At 56.3% G+C, this 24,574-nt stretch carries 22 protein-coding genes and 2 pseudogenes; 21 read left to right on the top strand and 3 right to left on the bottom strand.

What is annotated here, in order from left to right:
• Positions 1 to 2: 2 nt before the first annotated feature.
• The 10 genes and pseudogenes from HY282_01845 to HY282_01800 all read left to right on the top strand — a co-directional run bounded on the left by HY282_01845 (position 3) and on the right by HY282_01800 (position 11,286).
• A complete protein-coding gene (locus HY282_01845) occupies positions 3 to 641 on the top strand; it encodes an NADH-quinone oxidoreductase subunit J (protein ID MBI3802488.1) in 639 nt (212 codons plus the stop codon).
• On the top strand, positions 642 to 944 hold the full coding sequence (gene nuoK / locus HY282_01840) for an NADH-quinone oxidoreductase subunit NuoK (protein MBI3802487.1): 303 nt from the start codon (positions 642 to 644) through the stop codon (positions 942 to 944).
• Between the two features lie 67 nt (positions 945 to 1,011).
• Positions 1,012 to 2,559: a monovalent cation/H+ antiporter subunit D family protein gene (locus HY282_01835; GenBank protein MBI3802486.1), complete on the top strand. Its 1,548-nt coding sequence runs from the start codon at positions 1,012 to 1,014 to the stop codon at positions 2,557 to 2,559.
• 19 nt (positions 2,560 to 2,578) lie between these two features.
• A pseudogene (locus tag HY282_01830) lies at positions 2,579 to 2,836 on the top strand (hypothetical protein).
• Between the two features lie 115 nt (positions 2,837 to 2,951).
• Entirely contained in the window at positions 2,952 to 4,811 is a 1,860-nt protein-coding gene (locus tag HY282_01825; GenBank protein MBI3802485.1) for a Na(+)/H(+) antiporter subunit D, read from the top strand.
• 152 nt (positions 4,812 to 4,963) lie between these two features.
• Positions 4,964 to 6,685: an NADH-quinone oxidoreductase subunit M gene (locus HY282_01820; protein MBI3802484.1), complete on the top strand. Its 1,722-nt coding sequence runs from the start codon at positions 4,964 to 4,966 to the stop codon at positions 6,683 to 6,685.
• Entirely contained in the window at positions 6,675 to 8,354 is a 1,680-nt protein-coding gene (locus HY282_01815; protein ID MBI3802483.1) for an NADH-quinone oxidoreductase subunit M, read from the top strand. Before HY282_01820 ends, HY282_01815 begins: the two co-directional genes overlap by 11 nt.
• Positions 8,355 to 9,815 carry an NADH-quinone oxidoreductase subunit N gene (locus tag HY282_01810; protein MBI3802482.1) on the top strand — a complete coding sequence of 487 codons (1,461 nt, stop codon included), beginning with the start codon at positions 8,355 to 8,357 and terminating at the stop codon, positions 9,813 to 9,815.
• 167 nt (positions 9,816 to 9,982) lie between these two features.
• Positions 9,983 to 10,681: a hypothetical protein gene (locus tag HY282_01805; GenBank protein MBI3802481.1), complete on the top strand. Its 699-nt coding sequence runs from the start codon at positions 9,983 to 9,985 to the stop codon at positions 10,679 to 10,681.
• Between the two features lie 369 nt (positions 10,682 to 11,050).
• Positions 11,051 to 11,286 (top strand): annotated as a pseudogene (locus HY282_01800) (addiction module protein).
• On the opposite strand, the gene HY282_01795 reads toward HY282_01800, so the two are convergent.
• Both HY282_01795 and HY282_01790 read right to left on the bottom strand, forming a co-directional pair.
• The gene (locus HY282_01795) at positions 11,242 to 11,706 is read right to left on the bottom strand and encodes a PEP-CTERM sorting domain-containing protein (protein ID MBI3802480.1); all 465 of its coding nucleotides are present in this window, start codon (positions 11,704 to 11,706) and stop codon (positions 11,242 to 11,244) included. The pseudogene HY282_01800 and the gene HY282_01795 sit on opposite strands and share 45 nt — an antisense overlap.
• Before the next feature lie 696 nt (positions 11,707 to 12,402).
• Positions 12,403 to 14,112 (bottom strand): serine/threonine protein kinase, encoded by a 1,710-nt coding sequence (locus HY282_01790; GenBank protein ID MBI3802479.1) that lies wholly within the window; start codon positions 14,110 to 14,112, stop codon positions 12,403 to 12,405.
• A 412-nt stretch (positions 14,113 to 14,524) separates the two neighbouring features.
• On the opposite strand from HY282_01790, the gene HY282_01785 reads away from it, so the two are divergent.
• On the top strand, positions 14,525 to 14,725 hold the full coding sequence (locus tag HY282_01785; protein MBI3802478.1) for a hypothetical protein: 201 nt from the start codon (positions 14,525 to 14,527) through the stop codon (positions 14,723 to 14,725).
• A gap of 895 nt (positions 14,726 to 15,620) precedes the next feature.
• Positions 15,621 to 16,070, top strand: coding sequence for a CBS domain-containing protein (locus HY282_01780; protein ID MBI3802477.1), 450 nt, complete (start codon positions 15,621 to 15,623; stop codon positions 16,068 to 16,070).
• 147 nt (positions 16,071 to 16,217) lie between these two features.
• Here HY282_01780 and HY282_01775 read toward each other — a convergent pair whose 3' ends face one another.
• Positions 16,218 to 16,703 (bottom strand): hypothetical protein, encoded by a 486-nt coding sequence (locus HY282_01775; GenBank protein MBI3802476.1) that lies wholly within the window; start codon positions 16,701 to 16,703, stop codon positions 16,218 to 16,220.
• 164 nt (positions 16,704 to 16,867) lie between these two features.
• On the opposite strand from HY282_01775, the gene HY282_01770 reads away from it, so the two are divergent.
• The 9 genes from HY282_01770 (at position 16,868) to HY282_01730 (ending at position 24,555) form a co-directional block, all read left to right on the top strand.
• Positions 16,868 to 18,022 carry a hypothetical protein gene (locus HY282_01770; GenBank protein ID MBI3802475.1) on the top strand — a complete coding sequence of 385 codons (1,155 nt, stop codon included), beginning with the start codon at positions 16,868 to 16,870 and terminating at the stop codon, positions 18,020 to 18,022.
• A 56-nt stretch (positions 18,023 to 18,078) separates the two neighbouring features.
• A complete protein-coding gene (locus tag HY282_01765; protein MBI3802474.1) occupies positions 18,079 to 18,516 on the top strand; it encodes a D-tyrosyl-tRNA(Tyr) deacylase in 438 nt (145 codons plus the stop codon).
• 270 nt (positions 18,517 to 18,786) lie between these two features.
• Positions 18,787 to 20,232: a beta-galactosidase gene (locus HY282_01760; GenBank protein MBI3802473.1), complete on the top strand. Its 1,446-nt coding sequence runs from the start codon at positions 18,787 to 18,789 to the stop codon at positions 20,230 to 20,232.
• Between the two features lie 86 nt (positions 20,233 to 20,318).
• Complete coding sequence (locus HY282_01755) at positions 20,319 to 20,933, top strand: DedA family protein (GenBank protein ID MBI3802472.1); 615 nt, start codon at positions 20,319 to 20,321, stop codon at positions 20,931 to 20,933.
• A gap of 245 nt (positions 20,934 to 21,178) precedes the next feature.
• Positions 21,179 to 21,628: a CBS domain-containing protein gene (locus HY282_01750; GenBank protein MBI3802471.1), complete on the top strand. Its 450-nt coding sequence runs from the start codon at positions 21,179 to 21,181 to the stop codon at positions 21,626 to 21,628.
• Between the two features lie 223 nt (positions 21,629 to 21,851).
• Complete coding sequence (locus tag HY282_01745; protein MBI3802470.1) at positions 21,852 to 22,487, top strand: YceH family protein; 636 nt, start codon at positions 21,852 to 21,854, stop codon at positions 22,485 to 22,487.
• Between the two features lie 57 nt (positions 22,488 to 22,544).
• Positions 22,545 to 23,060: a signal peptidase II gene (gene lspA / locus HY282_01740; GenBank protein ID MBI3802469.1), complete on the top strand. Its 516-nt coding sequence runs from the start codon at positions 22,545 to 22,547 to the stop codon at positions 23,058 to 23,060.
• A gap of 20 nt (positions 23,061 to 23,080) precedes the next feature.
• On the top strand, positions 23,081 to 23,521 hold the full coding sequence (locus HY282_01735) for a DUF3574 domain-containing protein (protein MBI3802468.1): 441 nt from the start codon (positions 23,081 to 23,083) through the stop codon (positions 23,519 to 23,521).
• A 278-nt stretch (positions 23,522 to 23,799) separates the two neighbouring features.
• A complete protein-coding gene (locus HY282_01730) occupies positions 23,800 to 24,555 on the top strand; it encodes a response regulator (protein ID MBI3802467.1) in 756 nt (251 codons plus the stop codon).
• The last annotated feature ends 19 nt before the right edge of the window (positions 24,556 to 24,574 follow it).

Here is a 24,574-nt window from a genome sequence, read left to right as displayed (position 1 = left end):
GAATGGCACCGCTTTTATTTTTTCTCTATTTCGCCGGCATGGCCCTCTTCTCGTCGGTCCTGACGATCGGCCTTCGAAATCCGGTCTACTGCACCATCGCCCTTCTCTCCACCTTTCTTCATGTGGCCGGTCTTTTTGTCCTTTTAAACGCTGAATTTCTTGCCGCCATCCAAATCATCATCTATGCCGGGGCGGTGTTGATCCTCTATCTCTTCGTCCTGATGCTCTTGAATTTGAAAAGCACCGAGCCGGTGATCCACCGGCAGCTCTGGGTCGCCCTCTTCTTCGGCGTCGTGATCCTCGCGGAGATTTTGATCGCCCTCCTCCGATCCCCCTCGTTGGAAAGAACCCTGCCGGCCGCCACGGCCGCCCCGGCGCTCGGGAATACCGAGGCGATCGGGCTTTCTCTATTTAACGAGTATCTCCTCCCCTTTGAAATGGTCGGAATTATCTTGTTGGGCGGGATCATCGGGGCGCTCGTTTTGGCCAAACAGATCCAGACGGGAACGGCGGCAAGCGGAAACGGCGCTCATCCATTGGAAGTGCCGCTCTCTCCCTCCGGAAACGGCCAGACGAAGATCGCGCCGGAGACCCTCTCGGAGGAGAAACGGAGCGCGCTGCATAAAGTGGGGTCGGCTTAGATGGTGCCGGTGTCCTATTACGTGATCGTCTCGACGGTGATGTTCGTCATCGGGCTCGTCGGGGTCTTGATCCGGAAGAACTTTTTGATCATTCTCTACGCCATCGAATTGATGCTGAACGCCGCCAACATCAACCTGGTCGCCTTCTCGCGCAACTACCAATCGGTCAACGGACAGATCATCTCGCTCTTCATCATCACCATCGCGGCGGCGGAAGCGGCGGTCGGCTTGGCGATCATCATCGTCCTCTTCCGGAAGAAGGCGACCACGAATGTCGATGAGATTAATTTGTTGAAAGGGTAACAACGATCCGCTCCTCCTTTGTCCTTTGTGAGAGGGTGGGGAAACCAGAAGAGAAAGTGGGGTTCTCTTGGAAGCAATCACCGACATCAGGCCGCTGCTCGCCGTCCTCGTCTCGATGGTGGCGGTCGGTCTCATTATCGCCTCCGATAAAAACCCGAACCTCCGGGAAGGATGGTCGATCGGCGCCGGCATCGTGAAGTTCTTGATTGTCATGTCGATGGCGCCGGCGATCCTCTCGGGGCAGATCTTCGAATACACCCTCTTCACCTTCCTGCCGGGGCTCGACATCAAATTCCGGGTCGATCCGCTCGGGATGGTCTTCGCGACGATCGCGTCGGGGCTCTGGATCATCACCACCTTTTATTCGATCGGCTACATGCGGGGGACGAACGAGAAGAAGCAGACCCGCTACTTCGCCTGCTTCGCGATCAGCGTCTCGGCCGCCCTCGGCGTCGCCTTCTCGGCCAACCTCCTGACCCTCTTCATCTTCTACGAGTTCCTCAGCCTCGCCACCTTCCCGCTGGTCAATCATAAGGGGACGGCGGAGTCGTTCATCGGCGCGCGGAAATATTTAATCTACCTCGTCGGCGCCTCGAAGACCTTTCTCCTCGCGGCGATTGTGTTGACCTATAATATCGCCGGAACGCTCGAGTTCTCGAAGCAGGGCCTCTTCGCCGGCAAGGGAGCGCCGTGGCTGTTGGTATTGATTTACTTCTTCTTCATTTATGGCTTCGCCAAAGCGGCGATCATGCCGATGCATGCGTGGCTCCCGGCGGCGATGGTCGCGCCGACCCCGGTCTCCGCCCTGCTCCATGCGGTGGCGGTGGTGAAGGTCGGCGTCTTCTCGGTCTTGCGAGTGATCTTCTATGTTTACGGCGTTGAGTTGATGGGTCAGCTGCATCTCGGAATCGCCACCGCCTATCTCGTCTCGTTCACGATCATCATGGCGTCGGTTTACGCACTGACGCGGGATAATCTCAAAGCGCGGCTCGCCTACTCGACCGTCAGCCAGCTCTCCTATGTCATCCTTGGCGCGGCGCTCCTGTCGCCGAGCGGGATGACCGGCGGGATCATCCATATCGCCAACCATGCGATCTCGAAGATCACCCTCTTCTTCTGCGCCGGGTCGATTTACGTCGCCTCGCACAAGACGAATATCAGCCAGATGAAAGGGATCGGCCGAAAGATGCCCTGGACGATGACCGCTTTCTCGATCGCCGCGCTCAGCATGATCGGGGTGCCGCCGGTGGCGGGGTTTGTGACGAAGTGGTACCTTGCGGTCGGATCGATCGAGGCGGGGCAGATCCCGATCCTCTTCGTGCTGCTCGCGAGCACGCTGTTGAACGCCGCCTACTTTATTCCGGTGATCTATACCGCTTTCTTCGAGTCGCCGGAAGGGGAAGAAGCGCATCATGGCCAGGGCCATGCGCCGTTGCATCCGGTGCCGCAGAGCGTCGGGGCGATGGCGGCCGGTCACCACGACGGTCATGACGAAGATTTCGGCGAAGCCTCGCCGTTCGTCTACGTTCCGCTGGTCGTGACGGCGACCCTCTCGATTTTGGTCGGATTATACCCCGACTATTTCTTAGCACTCGCAAAGATGGTGATCAAATGACCCATGGGGGGCCGAAACGATGAGCTACGGCGCAAAGCTACAATCGGTATTGGAAAATCCGGCGCGGATCAAGGCGATCAAGCGGCTCTTTTATGCGATCCTCGCCTTCCTGGTGATCGGCGACTTCTTCATCCCCCGGGCGCACCCGCACTTCGCCTGGGATGCGATCCCGACCTTTAGCTCTTTCTACGGCTTCATCTCCTGCGTCCTGATCATCATCGTCTCCAAGTTCATCGGACATTCCGGCGGCCTGATGGTCCGGGAGAACTATTACGACGCCCCGCCGGGCGAAGACTTCGTCGAGACCCCGGCCACGCCGAAAGATCCCGACACCGAAGGAGGGCATTCCCACCCATGACCTACTGGGAATGGTTGGAGGTAAAACGGAAACCATGACCTGGATCCATCCCGGATTGATTCTGATTCTCGGCGCGGTGCTGGTCCCCTTCCTGAAAGGGAGGGCGAAGCAGGCGTATCTCGTCGCGCTCCCGGCGATCGCCTTCTTCGATCTTCTTTTGATGACCCCCGGGCAGTATGGCGTCTTCCCTTTCCTTGGACAGGAGCTTGTCTTCGGGAAGGTCGACAAGATGAGTCTCGTCTTCGGCTATGTCTTCGCGATCATGGGGGTGATCGGGATGATTTACGCCCTCCATGTGAAGCAGGACGGCGAGCATATCGCGGCGTTGGTCTATGCCGGGAGCTCGCTCGGCGTCACCTTCGCCGGAGACTATTTCACCCTCTTCGTCTTCTGGGAGGGGATGGCCTTCTCGTCGGTCTTTTTGATCTGGTACCGCGGCAAAGCGGCCTGGTGGCCCGGCTTCCGGTATATCTTGGTCCACGCCTTCAGCGGGGTCGCGCTGCTCGGCGGCATCGTCGTCTATGCGGTGACGCAGAAGACGATCGCCTTCGGACCGAACCAGGCGCACGGACTCGCCTTCTGGCTGATTTTGATCGGCTTCCTCGTCAACGCCGCCGTCCCGCCGCTGCACGCTTGGCTCGCCGACGCCTACCCCGAGGCGACCGTCACCGGTTCGGTCTTCCTCTGCGCCTTCACGACGAAGACGGCGGTTTATGTGCTCGTCCGCGCTTTCTCCGGAACCGAGCTGCTGATCTACATGGGGGTGGCGATGGCGCTCTACGGGGTCGTCTATGCCGTCTTGGAGAACGACATCCGCCGGCTGCTCGCCTACCATATCATCAGCCAGGTCGGCTACATGGTCGCCGGGGTCGGGATGGGGACCGAGCTGGCGCAAAATGGGGCGATCTCGCACGCCTTCTCCCACATCCTTTATAAATCGCTTTTGTTCATGGGGAGCGGGGCGGTGATCTATGTAACCGGCCGGCAGAAGCTGACCGAGCTCGGCGGGCTCTATAAAACGATGCCGGTCACGATGACCCTTTACATGATCGGCGGTCTCTCGATTTCCGCCTTTCCCCTCTTCTCCGGGTTCGTCAGCAAGTCGATGGTTGTCTCCGCGGCGGGCGAAGCGCATATCGCCTGGGCCTATCTCCTTTTGACCCTCGCCTCCGCCGGAACGTTCCTCCATACCGGGCTGAAGCTCCCCTGGTATATCTTCTTTGCGAAAGATGCCGGGATCAAGGCGCATGAGCCGCCGAAGAACATGCTGGTCGCGATGGGGATCGGCGCCTTTCTCTGCGTCGCCATCGGGGTCGTCCCCGGGACCCTCTACAATCTCCTTCCTCATCCGGTCGACTATCACCCCTACACCGCCGATCACGTGTGGGGGGCGCTCCAGATGCTCCTCTTCACCGCGCTCGGCTTTTTCTTGCTCTTGAAGAAGCTCGATCCGGAGCCGACGATCTCGCTCGACACCGACTGGTTCTATCGGATGGGGGGACGGGCGCTCCTCTGGACCGCGAACAATCCGATCGCCGCCTGGGAAGCGTTCATCACCGAAGCGTACCAGAATGTCGTCATCCAGCCGATGAAGCGCTTCGTCGCCCTCTGCCGCCGGTTTGACGTCGGGGTGATCGACGGCGCGGTCAACGCGATCGGCCGCGGCATCTTCAGCGGAAGCGGCTTCTCAAATTTTGTTGAGAATCATGTTGTCTATGGCTTTATTAACATGATCGGATATGCCAACCATGCGGCGGCGCGGATCTTCCGCCGTCTGCAGACCGGCTCGGTCCACAACTATGCGATGATCCTGATCGTCGGAATCTTTTTCCTCGTCAACCTTTACCTGATGTTCCGGGAACAGATTGCGGCGGTGGTGACGGTGTTGAGATAGAAAGCGTTCGCAAGTTGTCCTTCCCGCTTTCGTACCCTGCGGGGAACCGCGGCGCACAAGCGGCAAGGACGGAGTGAAAGCGGTGCTTCGACCAGCTCAGCACGAACGGAGAATCTGAGCCTGTCGAAGGGAAACGGTTGTAAGGACAAATAATGGTGAGCACAATCGATCAAATCTTCGCGAACACCCAAATCGGCTTTCCGCTGCTGACACTGCTCCTTCTTCTTCCGGCGGTCGGGGCGTTGGCGATCTCCCTCTTGAAGGACGAGCGGCAGATGCGGATGACGGCGCTGATCACGTCGTCGGTCGTCTTTCTTCTCTCGCTGCTCCTCCCGGCGCTCTTCGAGCGGGGGACGGCGAACATGCAGTTCGTCGAGGAAGCGAACTGGATCCGTCCGCTCGGCGCCGCCTATCATATTGGGGTCGACGGGATCAGCATCTTCCTCGTCACCCTGACGACCTTTTTGATGGTGTTGCTCGTCCTCTTTTCTTGGAAAGGGATCGAGTCGTATTTGAAACAGTATCTGATCTGTCTCCTGGTGATCGAGACGACGGTCGTTGGGGTCTTCGTGTCGCTCGACCTCCTCCTCTTCTTTCTCTTCTGGGAGATCATGCTGATCCCGATGTACTTCCTGATCAAGGTCTGGGGGGGCGCCAACCGCGATTACGCCTCGCTGAAGTTCGTCCTCTACACGCTGGCCGGCTCGGTCTTGATGCTCGTCGGCTTCGTGATCCTTTATTTGAACTATCATGACTACGCCTTGGCGCAGAATCTTCCACAGGCTTACTCGTTCAGCCTCTTGGATCTGTTGAAGGCGCCGCTTTCGGAGTCGAAGCAGAACATCGTCTTCCTCCTCCTCTTTTTCGGATTTGCCTTTAAAGTCCCGATGTTCCCCTTTCACACCTGGCTCCCCGACGCCCACGTCGAAGCGCCGACCGCCGGGAGCGTCCTGCTGGCCGGCGTCCTCCTGAAGATGGGGACCTATGGCTTCGTCCGCTTCTCCCTCCCGCTCCTGCCGATCGCCTCGGCCAACTTCGTTCCGATGATGACGATCCTCTCGGTGATCGGGATCGTCTACGGCGCGCTGCTGGCGCTGGCGCAGGACGATATCAAAAAGCTGATCGCTTATTCTTCGATCAGCCATTTGGGGTTTGTCGTCCTGGGAATCTTCGCGCTGAATCGGGCCGGGATTCAGGGGGGGATGATTCAGATGTTGAATCATGGGATCTCGACGGCGGGGCTCTTTCTGATCGTCGGATTTCTTTATGAGCGGCGCCACACCCGAGCGATCTCCGAATATGGCGGGCTCGGCAAGCGCCTCCCGATCTTCGCTGCTTTCTATTTGATGATCTCCCTCTCCTCGATGGCCTTTCCGGGAACGAATGGATTTGTCGGCGAGCTGTTGATTCTGGTCGGCGCCGCGAGACTCGACTGGCGGCTGACCCTCACCGCGATCCTCGGCGTGCTCCTCGGCGCCGCTTATCTCCTCTGGCTCTATCAGCGGGTGATGATGGGAGAGATCACCAATCCGAAGAACAAGACGATCCCCGATCTTGATGCCCGGGAGATCGGGATCTGCGTCGCGCTTGCCGTGATGATCTTCTGGGTCGGGATCTACCCGATGCCGTTTCTGAAGGTGATGGACGGCTCGATCGACTTCGTCACCCAGCGGGTCGGCGGGACGATTGCAGATCCGATAGCATCACCGGCTGAACCGGCGGCGGCACCGGCTGCGATTGCCACCCCGGCCGGGCTCTTCCAGTTTGACGCGTTGGATGAGGAGAATCCGCTCGCCTCCCCCATTCCGGCCCCGAAGGAGACGACCCCTTCGACGCCGGAGATGAAAAAAAGGGAGGGACCCCATGTCAAATAGCCACCTCCTCTCCTTCATCCTCTTCACGCCGTTTGCCGGGGCGTTCCTTCTCTTCTTCGTCTCGAACAAACAGCGGGAGATCGTCCAGGGGATCGCCGTCACCTTCGCCGGCCTCTCGCTCCTCGCCTCGGCCTATCTGATGATGTCGTACGACCATACCGCCGGAGGTTTTCAGTTTCAGGAACATTACCGCTGGTCGAAAGAGCTCGGGATCGCCTTCTTCCTCGGGGTCGACGGGATTGGCGCGCCGATGGTCCTCGCCTCTTCGATGTTGATGTTTGCCGGAATCTTCGTCTCCTGGCATGTCAAAGACCGCTTGAAAGAGTTCTACATCAACCTCTTGATCTTGGGCTCGGCGACGATCGGGGTCTACATGTCGCTCGACCTCTTCTTCCTCTTTTTCTTTTACGAGCTCTCGGTGATCCCGATGTACCTCTTCTTGACGATTTGGGGCCGGCACACCAAGGGCTACCTCGATATGAAAAAAGAGGGGAACCCGCTCGCCGATTCGGTCTCCCACTTCTTCAACTTCAACCGGTCGAGCAAAGAGTACGCCGCGATGAAGCTGACCCTCTATCTCTCGCTCGGCGCGGTGGTCGCGCTGCTCGGGCTGTTGCTCGTCTATGTCGACTCCGGCCTCCGGACCTTCAACATCCTTGAGCTCGCCGAGAAGGGGGGGGCGTTAAAAGCAAAAGAGGATCTCTACTTCTGGCTCATCTTCTTAGGCTTCGCGCCGATCGCCGCGATCTTCCCCTTCCACTCCTGGTCGCCGGTCGGCTATGCCGCCGCCCCCGCCGCCGCGAGCATGATGCACGCCGGGGTGTTGAAGAAGCTCGGCCATTTTACGATCATCCGGATCTGCTTCTTCCTCTTTCCGGCGGCGACGCAGCAGTGGATGCCGATCATTGCCGTCCTCTGCGTGATCAACATTTTCTACGGCGGGTTGGTCGCCTTTCTCCAGAAAGACACGAAGTTCGTCGTCGGCTACTCGTCGGTGGCGCACATGGGGTATATCTTCCTCGGAATGGCGTCGCTGAACCTGATCTCGCTGACCGGCGCCGTCTTCTTCCTCTTCGCCGACGCGATGGCGATGGGGCTGCTCTTCGCGCTCGCCGGCTACATCTACTACCAGACCCACACCCTCGACATTCCGTCGATGGGGGGCGGGCTGGCGTCGAAGATGCCGTTCATCGCCACCTGTTTTGTCATCGGCTCGGCGGCGTCGTTCGGAATGCCGGGGGCGATGAATTTCATCGGCGAGCTGATGGTCTTTTTGGGAAGCTGGAAGGTCTACCCGGTCCAGACGGTCTTGGCGGCGATGGCGATCACCATCACCTGGGCCTACTATTTCCGGATGATCCGGGCGATGTTCTTCGGCGAGGCCGACCCGAAGATGTCCCATATCGTCGATGCGCATGGGGTGGTCGACCGCCTCCCGCTCGTTCTGCTTGCTTCGATGACCCTTTTCTTCGGAATTTATCCCGCGCCGTTTATTAATGTGATCCAATCGGGGGTGACGCCGATCATTGCACGGATGACAACACCGGCGGAGACACCGGCCCCGGCGATCGCCGCGGAGCCGGCGCCCGCACCGGCCCCGGCAGGAACACCGGCGACGCCGGAGACCCTTCCCCCACCGACCGACGCGAACGCTTCAGGAGGACACTAAATGCCGCCGTTGAATTGGGCCGATCTGAATCTCACCTTGATGGCGCCGGAGCTCTGGATGACCCTCTTGTCATGCGTCATCCTCTCGATCGACTTCATCTTCCCGAAGTTTTCGAAGACAACGCTCGCTTACCTCTCGATCGGCGGGATGGCGTTGATCGCCCTGCAGCTCGTCGGCTTTGCAGTCAGCGGGGTCCAAGGAAGCCTCTTCAACTCGATGTTCGTCCTCGATCCGCTCGCCATCTTCTTCAAGATCTTTATTCTCCTCTCGACGATCCTCGTGACCTTGGTGTCGATCGACTATCTGAAAAAAATCCCCTATTTTAAAGGGGAGTACTACTACCTCATTCTCTTTGCCGCGCTCGGGATGATGTTCATGGCGTCGGCCAACGACTTCCTCTCCCTCTTCATCACGCTGGAGTTCTCGACGTTCGGCTTCTACATCCTCGTCGCCTATCTGCGGGACGATTTCAAATCGAACGAGGCGGCGATCAAGTTCTTCATCCTCGGCGTCTTGGCCGCCTCGCTGATCGCCTACGGCATCAGCCTGATCTACGGCGCGACCGGGACGATCTACTTCCGCGAGATCGCGGCGCTCCAAGATAAGCATTCGATCGCGCTTATTCTCGGCGTTCTCTTCATTTTCGTCGGACTCGGCTTCAAGGTCGGCGCGGTCCCCTTTCACACCTGGATTCCCGACGTGTACGAAGGCGCCCCGACGCCGATCACGACCTACCTTTCGATCACGCCGAAGGCGGCCGCTTTCGCCCTCTTCCTCCGGGTGATGTTCGCGACGTTCGGCGACATGCGGTCGGAGTGGACCTGGTTCATCGCCGCGCTCTCGATCCTCTCGATGACCTACGGCAACATCACCGCAATCGCCCAGAAGAACATGAAGCGGCTGCTCGCCTACTCCGGGATCGCGCAGATCGGAAACATTTTAATCGGGATGGCCGCCGGGACGAAGATGGGGGGCGACTCGCTCCTCTTCTATATGCTGACCTACCTCTTCGCCAACCTCGGCGCCTTTACCGTGGTGATCATCTTCTCAAACCTGACAAACAAAGACGACATCGACGACCTCGCGGGACTCAGCCGCCGCTCGCCGCTGCTCGCCTTTGCAATGCTGGTCTTTCTTCTCTCGCTCGCCGGCGTCCCGCCGTTGGCCGGCTTCATTGGCAAAGTTTATATCTTCGCCGCCGCCGTTCATCAGAAGATGTTCTTTTTGGTGACGGTCGGCCTGATCAACGTGATCATCTCCTTCTACTACTATCTGATCGTGGTGAAGAAGATCTACATCCTCGAACCAAAAGAGACCACCCCCATTCATCTCTCGATGCCGCTGAAAGTCGTGATCTACGCCGGCATTGCCGGCGTGATCCTCCTAGGCGTCTATCCTCAACCGTTTATTGATTTCTCTGTCGCTGCGACCAGTGTGTTCACAGGGTTGGCGGCGCGGTAGCATCCTCAGTCCTTCATTATTATTTGTATATCAACCATTCCGTTTCTCTTGTCGTACATCTTAATTATCGCCACAATCACTCTTCCTCAAGATTGAATTATTCCTTAAAGAGGAGTAATCTTTTTGGAAACGTTTGAATACCAACATTCTTTTTTGAATCCAAAGCAATGTCCGAATTACAAGAAAAAATACGGGAATACCTAGATAGCTTAAGCTTCCAACTACGACATGATGAATTCCTTAAGAATATTAAGTCCATCCTCGAATCGCTTACTGAAGCCGGTACTCTGGCGTTAGGAGAAGACAAAGACTTAGGTAATAGCTCTCTTGAGATACGTGCCAGGCTGTTATTAAAGAAATTGGGGTTTAATGTGGAAAAAGGTCGGCCTGGCATGGAAGACTTTGTAGTAATCGCCCTCAAGGAAAACAAATTTAATGAACCCCTTGTGGTGGAAGTAAAATCTTCAAGAAAACCGAATATAGGCCGTGAGGACCTCAGGCAATTGGACGATTGGGTTTTTGACTTGTCAGGCGAGGAAAAAGCCCGAAAGGAAGGTTTGGGGGGAGACATAGATCCTGTCGCACTTGTAACTGGTGGTTTAACAAGTAGTAAGCGTGGACACCCGACTCCTCACAAGGGAATTTTAATATTTAACGGGCCGGTGGGAATAAACTTTAATTCTCGAGAGGAATGTTGCTTTAACGAAAATGATCGTGAGTTTATCGAAAAACGTAACCTTTGCATAGCGCCAATCGAAACACTGGTCCAATATGAAAGCCAGTATGAAATTGACCAATCCGTCTCGGCCGTTCTTTGGGAGCGACTTCATACGACCATAGGAATTCTTTCAAAATGGCATTCTTAAGATAACGCCATCGGTTTCAAATGCTATTAGCTAATTATAGTAAGATACAAGCCTGGGAGCCCTTCGCGTTCGATGTTGCTTTCCTTTTTCTTTTCGGCCTGCTCATCCTCGTTCTGCGATACACCGGCGCAAAAGGATTCGGAGTGATCTCCGGGGAAGATGAAAAGCGGACCGTTCGTTGGGCTCGCCTCCTCGTCCTGATCGCTTTGGCAACTGCCTTCTTCATTTTCTTCATTCTCAATAACCGTGAATGATCCACCGGGCGGGTTCTTCCTTCTGGCATCCGCTCTTCATTTTAGTAAGCTCTGTATAACGATTTTCAAGCATGTGAAAAGAAACATCCGTAATAAATCGGTAAAAGGTGATCTTTTGAAAAAGCCGACTGCAACGGATTTACTGAACCTTTCCATTCCGGAGCGGATTCAGCTGGTGGAGGATCTTTGGGATACGATCGCCGCCGAAGCGGCCGCGGTCGAATTGACTGAGGAAGACAAAAAGGTTATTGACGAACGGCTAGAGGATTACCATAAAATCCTGAGCCAGGCTCGCCGTGGGATGCGTTATTTCTTTTTTCTTTTGAGGAGCGCGAGCCCGCTCAACCCTGATCCGACGAGAAGGAGGGTGCTCGGTTCCGGGACGGTCGCAGTATCCTTTGAGTCGGTCGGCTCAGTGAGAAGGGAAGGATGATCCGTCTCCGCAACAACGATCGGCGGCAACGCTTCCGGTGAAGGGGAAGTGCCTTCGTCAGGGTCGTTCAGCGCGACCGGCAACGGGTCTCCCGGCAACGGCCGATTTTCTGAGGGTGGATTTTCCTTGGGAGCGGCCGGCGCAGGATCGGGGCTCTTCGGATTTTCTTCCGAGGTGATCGGTGCGGGGCCGGGATTTTTTGAACCGGTCTCCGGCGGTTTGGGGCCATCGGTCGGATGCGGCCCGCTATTAACCGGCCGGGCTGCGCTTCCGGCCCCTCCCCCACCTACCGCGCCTATAAAGGAGACGGGGGTGAACGGCGGATTCTCCCAAGACAACCTCGGGTGGGTGCTCGGAAGGTCATCCCCATGGAGCGAAACCGATTCCGTTTGGACCCCTTTGTCAGGAAAAGGAAAAATTTCTTGGACCGGCTCTTCGGAGGAGCGAGAAGTCTCGGTAGTCGTGAATGGCCGCGACTCTGTTAGAGCGGGCGTTTCCGTCACCTGCGGGAGGCTCTCCTTAAAGGGTGAAAGGATCGTGTCTGCTGGGAACTTTTCTGAACGGGGGTGGACCGGTCTTTTTTGCTTGGCGTTTGAGGACCTCTCTTTCGGAGAAAGAAGCGATTCGGAAAAGAGACCGAGGGGTTCGCCTTCAGGGGCAAGAGAGGAAGTTTGGAGTAAGGCCGCAGGAAGAAGCAGACCGATTAAAATGACCAGAAGCCACCACGGATGTTTTTTCACTTTCATCATATGGGTCCTTCGTTGAATCCCACCAGGTCGGCGACGATTTCGAGAAGCCTTTCCGCTGCGATGGCGCTCCTGCTGATATCTCCTCCTGAGGATTCGGCAGATTCATACTATAATGAGATATACCTTTCCGGCAATCACCTCGAACGAGGGGGGTGAGAGGAAAAAGCGAATGAAGGGACCTTACTTTTATCCTAGTCGTTTGCTTGAAATCCCCTATAGGAACAACAGCAAAACGGGAGGAACAGGCAATTTATTTGTTGCAGAAGGGCCTTGATCCCTCCGATCTTATCGGAAGGAGTAAAGAAGCGTTTCGATTCGCTCTTTCATGGCAGGATTGAATCTCCAGGCAAGATAAGCGCCGGCAAGGAGGGTCGATAGAAGGATCACTAAAACGAGAATCACCTTTCCAGCAGTCCCGCTCTTCACCTTGCTCCGCGTAACGGTTTTATTCGCCTCCTCCGCCTCCAGGAGGAGCGCGTCGATTGCACGGATCACCTCGTCAAAATTTCTGAAGCGGCTCTCCCGTTTTCGCGACATCATCTTGGAGATCATCGGCCAGAGGTCCCACGGAAGGAGGCGAAACTCCTCGTGCGGGACCGGGCTTCCCTCTTTCCAAACGGGAGGGGCGCCGGCAATCATCTCATACACGATCGCTCCGACCGCATAGATGTCGGCCTGCACCGTTCTCTTTTCGCCGGGCGGGCTGTACCAATTCATCTCTTTTCCCGCTCCGGGATAATGCTCCTCCAATCCGAAATCGGAGAGCTTGACCCCGCCCGAGTCATCGATCAAAATATTGCTTGGCCGGAGGTTGCCATGGATGACGTGATGCTTGTGGGCAAAGTTAAGCGCTTCACAGACCACCCGGATCAGCTGAATCGTTTCCTGCCAGGGATGTTTTTGGACAAACCGCTCCTTGAGATTTCCTCCGCTCACATATTCCATGACGATGTTGAGGATCCCTCGCTCCTCGGATATTCCATAGATGTTGACGATGTTCGGATGTTTCAACGTCGTCATCAGCTTTTTATAAATCAGGAGCTCCCGGCTGCTCCGGCACTTCTTCACCACCATCCGCTGATCATCCGTTTTGTCTTGAAAAAGATAGACCCCGCCGTATTCGGTCTCCTTAATCACATCGAGCAAAACAAATCGGTCCTCCGTTTTCGCGACACTCTCGAGCGCCCGCTCCTTTTGGGTCTCTCGGATATGCGCTCCCTGCAGCAGATTCAGCAGCTGGTTCTTGACCTCATCGGCCGACTTGTAACGATCGCCCGGCTCCTCTTCCAAACAGGTGGCAACGACCCCGTCGAGCTCCTCCGGAAGGCTTGCATTATAGTTCGATGGGCCTTTAAAGTTCCCCTTCGGCCGCTTCCCTGCAAAGAGCTCATACATCATCACGCCGAGGGAATAAAGATCGCTCGCGGCGGTCACATTTTTTGATCCGCTTCTCTGCTCCGGCGACATGTAGGCAAGGGTTCCCATCACCATTCCTTCTTTCGTCAGCGCGTCCTCCTCTTTCCCGTTTTCATAAAATTGGGCGATGCCGAAGTCGGTCACCAGCGCATTCCCCTCTTTGTCGATCAGGATATTGGCCGGCTTGATGTCCCGATGGACAACCCCGTTTTTGTGGGCATAGGACAATGCCTTGCAGATCTGAATGATGATATCGAGCTTTCGGTTGAGATCGAACCCGGGATCTTTCATCAGCAAGGCAAGATTGGTCCCTTCTACATAATCCATCACGAAATAGGGCATCCCCTCCTCAGAGATGCCGCGGTCGATGACATGGATGATGTTCGGGTGGGAGAGGCGGGCGATGATCAGAGACTCCCGGTTGAAACGCTCGACGATCGTGTTCTCCTCAACCAATTTATGAGAGAGAAACTTAATCGCGACAGATCGGTTCAAAGAAGGCTGAATGCCACGAAAGACAGTCGCCATCCCCCCTTCCCCGACCTTTTCTAGAATTTTATATTGCCCAACAGACTTCATCGATCACCCGCCCGATATCCAAATGTAAAAGCAGTGCACTTTGGCGCGAACATGAGAAATGGAGACGGAGAGAAACGGTTCCCTCGATCACAAAAGATCTCGCGCTAAATTTTAACCCCCATTTGGGATTCTGTCTATTATTTTGCTTTAGAAGACGACGATTGAGATTCTATCTCGGAGCGCTTACCAGGACGCCCGGTATCATTCTCGACTGTATTCACCGGAAATCCGCCATCCGGCACAAAACAGATTTTCCCACTGTAAGTTAGGCCCTTGTTGTGAACAGGAGGAACAATATACAATAGATAAAAATAGAAATCACACTTTCATCTTCGGGGGGTTGACCCCCGAAGAAAACTTTAAATTAGGAGGTCCTATGAAAAGCATGCTTTCGATTATAAAAGGGGGCGGCATGACCAGAACAGCGTCGGTCACCCTGCCGGAGATGGCACTGATCGCCGGAACACGGGCGCTCCTCGGTGCAGGAATCGGGCTTTTGCTCGCCGATAGATTCAATCAAAGCCAGCGAAAGGCGATTGGATGGACGCTGACGCTGGTGGGCGCAATCACCACTATTCCGCTGGCGCTGGAAGTCTTCGGCAAAGGGCGTTAAGGATCAAGATAGACGATGATTCTCTTCTACGGCAGAAGGATGCCTCATGTAGCTGCCACCCGTCTGTCCAGACGTAAAATCGTTCTCATTTTTTCCTCTCCAGAGGTGAAGTATGACCCATCCTTTTCAACTCCCCTGCATTACAACATCCAAGAAACAATTGCGAAATTTACCAAAGACGGGTAACATCACCCCCCTGAGATGAACGCCTTAAGCGAGGGCAGCTTCGCCGAGCGTGCCGTCCGGAGATCCCGAAATAAGCCCGAAATAAGATAGAAGGATTTGTTCGTTCCGGATTTCTGAAATTCACTCGCTGCGCATAAAGTGAGGCCGATCTGGAGGTTGAAGATGAATTCAAGTTTGAAATGTCGATAACGACGAACTTCATTCTCATGGAGTGCAATCAATGCCACCGGAAATTTGAGCCGACCGGCGGCGGGGTCTGCAGCCATTGCCGGCGGCTCCTCTGCAGTCGACATCTGCACGGCTGGTTTCAGGGGTGGCGCGCCCTTAAAGCCGAAGCGCCTCTTTGCGTCAGTTGTCGGCGGGCACCCTCAAACCAAATCGATTCAAAGCCATAGATACCAAGCTGGCTTCTCGGTTGTTGTCTTTAAATAAACTCGGATCGTCTCTCCTTTAAGCCTAACACTGACATCCAATTCCGGAATTTACCCCGTACCGGACCCTAATAATCCCAAAGGATTACTTTTCAATAAAAGTAACTCTGATGGGTGATCCCCCATTAAAAGCTGGTCGATTCATTTCTTTCGTGACATAATCATTCTAGTTTATAGAGAGAGAAATATACCGAGTAGATCGTCCTTGACTGTCTATCGGTTCAAGCATCATCGGGGAAGGCAGGAGCTTGCACTCCCCAAACATAGGAGGGCGAAAAATGAGACGCGTTGATTTTTTGACCGGTCAGACCGAATTCACCGCATTGACCGCCGAACAATTTATGCAACAGGATGTCGTCTATTTTTCAAAATCAGTCAAAGCGCAATCGATTGCCGCGGCGCTCACCACCGGCAACTTCGGAAGTGTGCCGATCGTGAACAGCGACATGATCCCGGTCGGAATCGTCAGCGAGTATGATCTACTCAAGGCGATACGGGGTGGAACACCCCTCAGCGATATCACCGCGGAGGAGATCATGAACAAACCGCCGGTCACCATCTCACCCAACGCCGATGCCAATGATGTCATAAAGATGTTGGAAGACAAACATCTCATTCGGGTACCGGTGGTCGATGAAGAGGGAAAACTCGTCGGCATGGTGGCGCGCCGGGACCTGCTCCAGGGCTATCTGCAGGCACAGGTGCCTGACAAGGTCTGGTGGATGTAAGTCCATCATCATCTAACCGTTTGCTTGCTCCGGACAAGCTCGGAGCAAGCAAAGCGGGCCTTGCATCGAAGGACCGGTTTGAAAGTTTTCTCTTCCGGATCCCTTCGGTGCTCGGCCAGGCGGCGCAATGCTATCCGAGCGAAAATTTCAATCGGAATGATCCGACAATCTCTCTAATACAATGCTCGCCAGTGCTTTTAGTTGATCCATCGTGAGCGCCGGCTGCTTCGTCTTGGGGTCGATGAAACGGGTCAAGGCAAGGGAGCGCGTCCCCTTGCGCACATACAATGCCCGCTGCATGTTTCCCGGCGGCGCATCGAACGCTTCATCCCCCAATCCCCTGACTTCGGCATGGTAACTCGGTATTTCCATCGTCTGCCCGCCAACGTCGACCTTTCTCGGCTGCTTCGCCTTGTCATAGAGCGCCGACGCGCCGACGCTCACCGTTAAAAGCATCTCACCCCTCTGATCGACGAAGTTCAGATCGGCCTGGGCCGTCGGCGGCGCGCCGCGCGGGATGGTATGAACCTCTTTTAATCCGGTGATCTGCTCTATATCGGTCGTCGTGAGCAGTGCGGCGGCAAAGGCCGACCCGGCGAACAGGACAATAAAAAAGGCGATTGAACCCTTCATCCGTTCCTCCCACTTTCCTCCTGGGGACTGCCGTTTGATAGTACAAACCTCGATCCGACTTGTCAACAAAGGGGCGGGCTTGAAACGCCCCCCCTCTTTCTGGTACCCTCCCGACGACCCTTTTACCCTCCTTAAAATAATGGTTTGAACCGAAGGAAGAGAAATTGAAGATAAGAGGACCGATTTTACATTTTATTTTGGGGGCACTGCTCCTTCTGGTGTTGGTCTTGTTCCGGGAGTTCGGAACGAAATCGCGGGCGAAAAAGCCGGTCTCGTCCGGCCCACCCGCCGCAGAGATCTCGAGAGCGGCGAGCCGCGATCCCTTTTCGCCGGAGAAGCTGGTCGCAACGGGAGAGCGGGTCATCTTCGGCGGCCATCCATCCAAAGTCGACGCGAGTCAGGAGTTCGTCGGCCGCGGTCAGTGCCCCGCCTGTCATGTCATCCTGGAAGGACAGCGGCCGACCCGCTTTCCGAAGCTGATTGGGGTGATGTCGCGGGCGGCCGACCGGATCAAAGAAGCGCGGTATCAAATGTTCGCCAAGAAGTACGCCGAGTCGGGCGAGCCGAAGAGCGGAATTCGGCCCCACGCGCGGACGGCCGGAGAATATTTAATTGAGTCGATCTACTGCCCCAGCTGCTATGTGGTGGAAGGGTTCGGCCTGCCGGAGACCGACGATACGGTGAGCGTCATGCCGGTGATCAATCGTCCCGAAGTCGGGCTGAGCGATTATGAGATGGTGGGGATCGTCGCCTATCTGCAGGAGACCGGATCGAACGGAGATCTCTCCAAGGTCACCGCCAGAGAAGATTGGGAAAGTTATTTTGGGAAGAAGCTGACGTCGAGCGATGTGCGGGAGACCACCGCCCCCTCTGCGCCGCCCCCCCCCGATCTATCTAAGGTCGGCCTCGCCGAGGAGAGCCCGGAGGAGATCATCGAGAAGCTCGCCTGCTACGTCTGCCACAAGATTCCCGGGGTTCGGGTTGCACAGGTCGGAAGGATCGGCCCGGTGCTGATGCTGAAGACGACGGCGCCGCAGCGGCTCCAGTCGCCGGCGTATCAGCAGGCGTTAAAGGAAGGGCGGGTTCGTGCAACGACGCCGAAAGAGTATGTGATCGAATCGATCCTCAATCCGGGCGGGTTCATCGTCCCCGGCTTTGAAGATGCCATGCCGAAACATTTCAAAGAACGGCTGACCTATGCCGCCCTGAACCGGCTGGCCGATTTTCTCCTCACCCTCGACGCGGAGGCGGCGGGTGAGAATCGGTTTCAGACCGCGCCCCCGCCCAACAGCGGAAAGCCGTTGAAGGCCAGAGATTAACCGCCGATCGCCGGAAACCTTCGTTTTCCGACCGACACCCTGGAGAGATCTTGACCATGCGGGCACTCCTTCAACGGGTCATCCAGGCGGAGGTCACGGTCGATCGGGAGGTTCTTGGTCGAATCGGCCCCGGCATCGTCGTCCTTCTCGGAATCGCAAAGGGGGATACCACCGCGCAGGCGGTTCGGCTCGCGGAGCGGCTCCTCGGCTACCGGATCTTCGAGGACGAAAGAGGACGGATGAACCGCTCGATCGAGGAGGTCCGAGGGGCTCTTCTCGTCATCTCTCAATTCACCCTCGTCGCCGACGTCGCCAAAGGAACCCGCCCCAGCTTTACCCCCGCCGCGGAGCCTCCCCTCGCCGAATCGCTCTATCGAACCTTTATCGACCGCCTCCTCCCCTCCGGCCTCCCCGTCGAGACCGGCCGCTTCGGCGCCCACATGGTCGTCTCGCTCCAGAACGATGGACCGGTCACCTTCTTGCTGGAAAGCTGATTCCCGAAGGGACGATCCTAGGCTGGCGTCAAGGCAAAGAGCCTGCGGGTGTCGGCCTGCTTGCGATTTTCCTTCGTCTCGATCCGGGATCGGACACCTCGACCGCTTCACCGCGTCGATGGCACATCTCCCCAGCCCGCCTCCTGCCTTGATCGAAGCGCTCCGAATGATCTATGATGGTCTCAACAGAGATCTGTCTCATCTTTTCGATCGTCTCTCCTGCCGTCGTCAACTGTAACCGGTGTCGCAGAACCGCACGCTCGGTGAATCATGGAGCCGCCCACGTCCTCTTCCACTCGTCGCGACGCCCAGCACCGCTTCTATCGAACGATCCGGCGAACAATCCGGCGAGCGATCCGGCAGGTCGCCATCGGACTCCTCGTCTGCATCAGCCTCGCCTGTTCAACCGCGTCCAAGCCGGGCAACCTCCCCCGCCATCCCCCCGAGGCCTCCTCCACCCAACCGGCGCCGGGCGAGATCACCAAGCGGATCTCTTTTAGCCTTCTTGAAGATTACGACAAGGGAGAGCCGCTCGACGACATCGCCCGAGATTTTGAATTAATGAACGAGCTCGGCATCGATACCTGGCGGGGAAGTTTCGGGTGGGATGACTACGAGCCGGCCCGCGGCCAATACGATTTCGATTGGCTCCATCGGTTTGCCGACCTCGCAGCAAAATATCGGATTCGGCTCCGTCCCTACCTCGGTTACACCCCCGAATGGGCCGCCCAAGGCGGAAGCGACGATGCCGCCTGGAATGACCCTCCGAAAAATCTCGACGATTGGTCCCGCTTCGTCTATACCCTCGCCTCTGCGATGAAACGGCACACGAATCTCCTCTCCTATGAAATTTACAACGAGGAGAATGTCCGGCAGTGGTGGGACGGCACGGTGGCGGAGTACAACCAACTGCTCCTCCGGGGCGCCGCCGCGATCCGATTGGCCAATCCGGCCGCCCAAGTCCTGCTCGGCGGGCTCGTCTATCCCGATGTCGAATGGATTGAGGCGCTCTGCATCACCCACGCCAACGCCGGCAGCTTCGCCGTGGCGCCGCTCCATGCCTATCCGGAAACCTGGACGCCGCCCGAAGTTGTTGTAGAAAATTATCTCGATGCGCAATATGAACTTTTTGTTCGGGCGATCGACCGTGATTGCCGGCGCAAGCCGATCTGGATCAACGAGGCGGGGTATGCCACGACGCCGGGCAAGAGCGAGCAAGACCAAGCAAACTGGTGGGCCCGCGCCGTGGCGACCTTCATCGCCGCGCCCCGTGTGGAGCAGCTCGGCATCTTTCGGATCAAAGACCTCCGCCCGGAGAGCCCGGTGATCGGAGGGGGCGAGAACCATTTTCTCGGCATCACCCGCGTCGATCGAACCAAGAAGCTCGCTTTTTATACATTAAAACGGCTGATCGGCTGGCTGAGCCGCGACCCTGTCACGGTGGCCGATCCGGAGGTGACGGTCGAAATCACCGCCGGAAAAACGGAGGCGTTCTACCATCATCTATTTGTCAGACCGAACGGAGGCCAGCTCCTTTTCGTCTGGGACAAACGGGGCAGCCCGACCGTAAACCTGCGCGTGGCCAGGCAGGGCTCCGCCGCCAGAGAGTATGCCTTGGATGGGACCCCTTCGTCTTATCCTGCCTTCGACGGCTGGACCCTCCGGAATATACAGCTCACGCCGGGCAACGTCCGAATCTTTGAGATCCCGCCCTAGCGGCAGCGGATCTTATCGGACGATGACCCGCTGCGATGGAAGCGAAGCGGGTTGTTTCTTTCATTCACCTGCGAAGGGAAATAATCATGGTCGAGCGGCTGATCGGCTTTGTCGGACGCGTTGGACACTGGGGCTACCTGATTATTTTTCTTGGAGCGATGCTCGAATGCTCCGCCTTTTTCGGTCTCGTGGTCCCGGGAGAGAGCCTGGTTCTGGTCGGCGGCTTCTTGGCAAACCAGGGGGCGCTCGATCTGGGCGACCTCATCCCCCTTATTACCCTCGGTGCCATCCTCGGCGACAGCATCGGCTATGAACTCGGCCGCTCCCTGGGACGCGATTGGCTTTTGCGTTACGGAGGCTGGGCCGGACTCGACGCCGAAAAACTCGCTCGGGTCGATCAGTTCTTTCAGAATCAGGGAGGGAAAGCGATTTTTCTCGGCCGTTTCATCGGATTCTTACGGGCGCTGGTCCCCTTCATTGCCGGGACCTCCCGGATGCCCTATCCCTCCTTTCTCTTCTTCAACGCCTTGGGCGCCCTTTGCTGGTCAACCGGTTTTCTTCTTATCGGCTACTTCTTGGGAGCGAGCTGGCATGTCGCCGAAAAATGGGTCGGCCGGGCCACCGGCCTCCTCGGCGGGGGAGCCCTCTTGGTCATCGTCTTCATTTGGCTTTGGAAGCGCCGATCAAAACCTCGTGCATGAGGATCACTCTCTATTTTCTCTGTGCCTCTATCCTCCTTCCTTAAAGGCCGCACGCTATAAAATCCAAAATCGGTCACCTACCCATCTTTTCACTTCTATGGCATAATTGCGGTTTAGGGAATCTTCCCTGGGAAGATAAATGCAGAACAGAAAATTCTCAAACAAGCTTTATCTTCTGTCAACAAACCGGTTCTTGAACGATACAACTGAACGCTGCGATCGCAGTCTATAAAGGAGGAAACAGTATGAGACGTGTCGACTACCTCGTCGGGCAGACCGATTTCAACACACTGACCGCCGCCCAGTTCATGCAGCAAGATGTGATCCATTTCTCTAAGTCCGTCAAAGCACAATCGATTGCCGCGGCGCTCACCACCGGCAATTTCGGAAGCGTCCCGATCGTCAGCGGCGAGATGATCCCGATCGGGGTTGTCAGCGAATATGATCTGCTCAAGGCGATGCGACAGGGAAAATCGCTTCATGAGATCAGCGCGGAGGAGATCATGAGCAAGCCGCCGGTGACGGTCTCCCCGGATGCGAAGGCGAACGATGTTATGAAGATCTTGGAAGACAAACATCTGATCCGCGTTCCGGTCGTCGACGGCGAGGGGAAGCTCGTCGGCATGGTGGCGCGCCGAGACCTGCTCTACGGCTATCTGAAATCCCAGGTCCCCGACAAAGTTTGGTGGATGTAAATCGGCGATTCACTTCATTTGTTTTAATCAGGAGGAGCCCCGGAATCGTGACGCACCATCACGCCTGCCTTATCGGTGCGCATGAGCCGGGGCTCGCCTCTTTCTTCATTGACGCTCCTATCACTCGCCCTTCTTTTATTTGATCGACCCTACCCATCAATCCATCCCAGTTCACACGCAACTCATGTTATACTGTCGAGAATATTTTTTGGATGAGGTGACCATGATCCCGTTTGTTCTCACCGATACCGAAGTCCGCGTCTTGGGATGCTTGGTCGAGAAAGAATTTGCGACTCCCGAATATTATCCTCTCTCGCTCAACGCCCTTCAGAACGCCTGTAACCAGACCTCCAACCGCGACCCGGTCGTCTCGTATGATGAGAAAACGGTGTCCGAAGCGATTGAACGGCTCAAAGAGAAACGGCTGATCTTGCAGGAGAACCGCGGCCGTGTCCCGAAGTTTGAAGAGACCTTTCTAAAATCGGCCAACTTGGTCCAGCGGGAAGCGGCCGTTCTCTGCGTGTTGATGCTTCGCGGGCCGCAAACGGTTGGAGAGATCCGCGGCCGGACAGAGCGGCTCCATCCGTTCGAAGAGCTGGAAGCGGTCCAACAGACCCTTCAGACGTTGGAAGAGTGGGGCTATGTCAAACTCCTTCCGCGCCAGCCGGGCCGCAAGGAGTCACGTTATGCGCACCTGCTCTCCGGAATGCCGACGGAACCGGAAGGGAAAGAAGCGGCCCCCCCCGTCCCGATGGAGAATGAAGCGGTCATCCGACTCGAAGCGGATGTAAAGGCGCTTCGGGAAGAGCTGGAACGACTTAAACAGACCCTTTTTGACTTCAAAAAACAATTTGACTGACGCGCGGGAACGATCGCTCCGGGCCTCCGCTTCTTATCCTATTGAGACAACGCCGACATGAGACCTGCTCAGAAAATCGGTCTACTCGTTTTTATCGTCTTCGCATTGATTGGATCCGATCAGACAACCAAAATTCTCGCCCAGCGGCACCTCGAATCATCTCCCCCGATCTCGCTCTTCGGCGGAGTCTTCCGACTCATCTACGCGGAGAATCCGGGCGCCTTCTTAAGCCTCGGATCGGGCCTCTCGGAGACGACCCGCTTCTGGCTCTTCACCGTCATCGTCGGGACCTTTTTGATCGGCCTCCTTTTTTACACGTTGCTGAATCCGAGGTTGATCCCAACCGAGGTCTTCTCCCTTGCTTTGGTCTTCGGAGGGGGAATCAGCAACCTCGTCGACCGGGTATTGCGCGGCCACAAGGTGATCGATTTCATGATCGTCGGGGTGGGGGAGATCCACACCGGGGTCTTCAACGTCGCCGACGTTGCAATTACCGCCGGGGTTGGTTTACTCTTCTGGGCAGGCCTCCGCTCCTCCCGCCGGCAGGCCTCCCAAAGAAGGTCATTCGACTGATGCAGCTCCCTGAGGAATCGATGCCTTTCAAAAAAAGATTTCAATTTCTGATGCTGGCCCTCCTCTCCCTCGCCGTTTTCTCCGGCTGCGCCGGGTTGGAGGGAAGCGGACGCCCGGCGCCTCCCTTTGTCGATCGCCAGGGAGGGCTCCTTGTCTCAGACACCCTCTTCTTCGGCCTTAACACGCCGCACGGGCCGGTCAGCGAAATCGACTGGAATCATTTCGTCCGGGAAATCATTACCGCACGCTTTCCGGAGGGTTTCACCACCTGGGACGCAAACGGCCAGTGGCGGGGAAGCGGCGGGGAGATCATCCTGGAACGGTCGAAGGTGGTACAGATTCTACACCGGGATACCCTTCCGGCGGAGTCGGCCATTCAGGAGATCATCGCGCGCTACAAGGGCCAATTCGATCAACAGTCGGTGCTCCGGACACGCAATGTCGTCCAGGCCTGGTTTTAAGAAATGAACCCCTCCTTTTTCTTGATTTAATTCCACCTCCTCCACTTATATATCCTTCTTAAGTATCTTCCACCTTCCCTAGTTGTCATTCTTTATTGACGGCTGGAGAATCTCTGTTACTTTGTTGAGCTAGAGGACCCCTTATATGTCGAAAAGCAGGCTCGGTTTCATTTATTCAAATGGACCGCCCTAGATCTGACACTTGGATTCTACCAAAGCGGGGTCGTTTTGCTCAGTCAACCCCAATAATCCCCGTAAAAACATGGAGGAGAGTCGGAATGAATACCCACGGTACCGTTTTAATTGTCGATGATGAGAGGGGTCCGAGAGAGTCGCTGAAGCTGCTTCTCAAACCGCTTTATCAGGTGGAGGAAGCCGACGGCGGCCTCCGTGCCATGCAAATCATTAAAAAGTTGAAGGTCGATCTGGTCACACTCGATCTCAGAATGCCGCGGATGGATGGGATCGCCGTTTTGAAATCGATTAAAAAATATAACCCGCATATCGAGGTCATGATCATCACCGGGCATGGGGGTGAAACGCATGGAAGTGCGGCTGATCTCGTGCACCTCGGCGCCAGCAGTTATCACACCAAACCGTTCAATGCACCGCAACTGATGGTAGAAGTCGCCCGCGCCATCGAAAATAAGAGGAACTTAGAGCACGCCAAGCGACGATCCGCGGGAGGCGCCATGGTCAGCGGAAGCGGCCTCAGGGTTCCGCTGATTTCGATTGCCAGCCTCACCTGTCCCGGGATGGATCCATTGAGCGACCTCTTGGTGCAGGATATCTGCTCACATGGGATCGGGATCCACTCTCAGCGGGAGTTCCAGACGGGGGAACTCCTTCGCATACAACTGACCTTCGCATCGAATCGAAAAAAGACAATCACCGAATCGATCGTGGGCGAGGTCGTCTGGACAAACCCGCTGCAGAAAAGCTCGGGCCATTCGACCCGGATCCGCTTTAATCATATCGGAGAAGAAAACCGAAAACTCTTGGAATACATCAAGGGCTTTGAAGAGAAGGACTAACCCGCTGCGCGGTGCAAGG

It is taken from the genome of Candidatus Manganitrophaceae bacterium (genome assembly GCA_016200325.1).
GTDB lineage: Bacteria > Nitrospirota > Nitrospiria > SBBL01 > Manganitrophaceae > Manganitrophus.
Note: the sequence above shows the minus strand (reverse complement) of the source record. Positions and strands in the feature narration are given on the sequence as shown.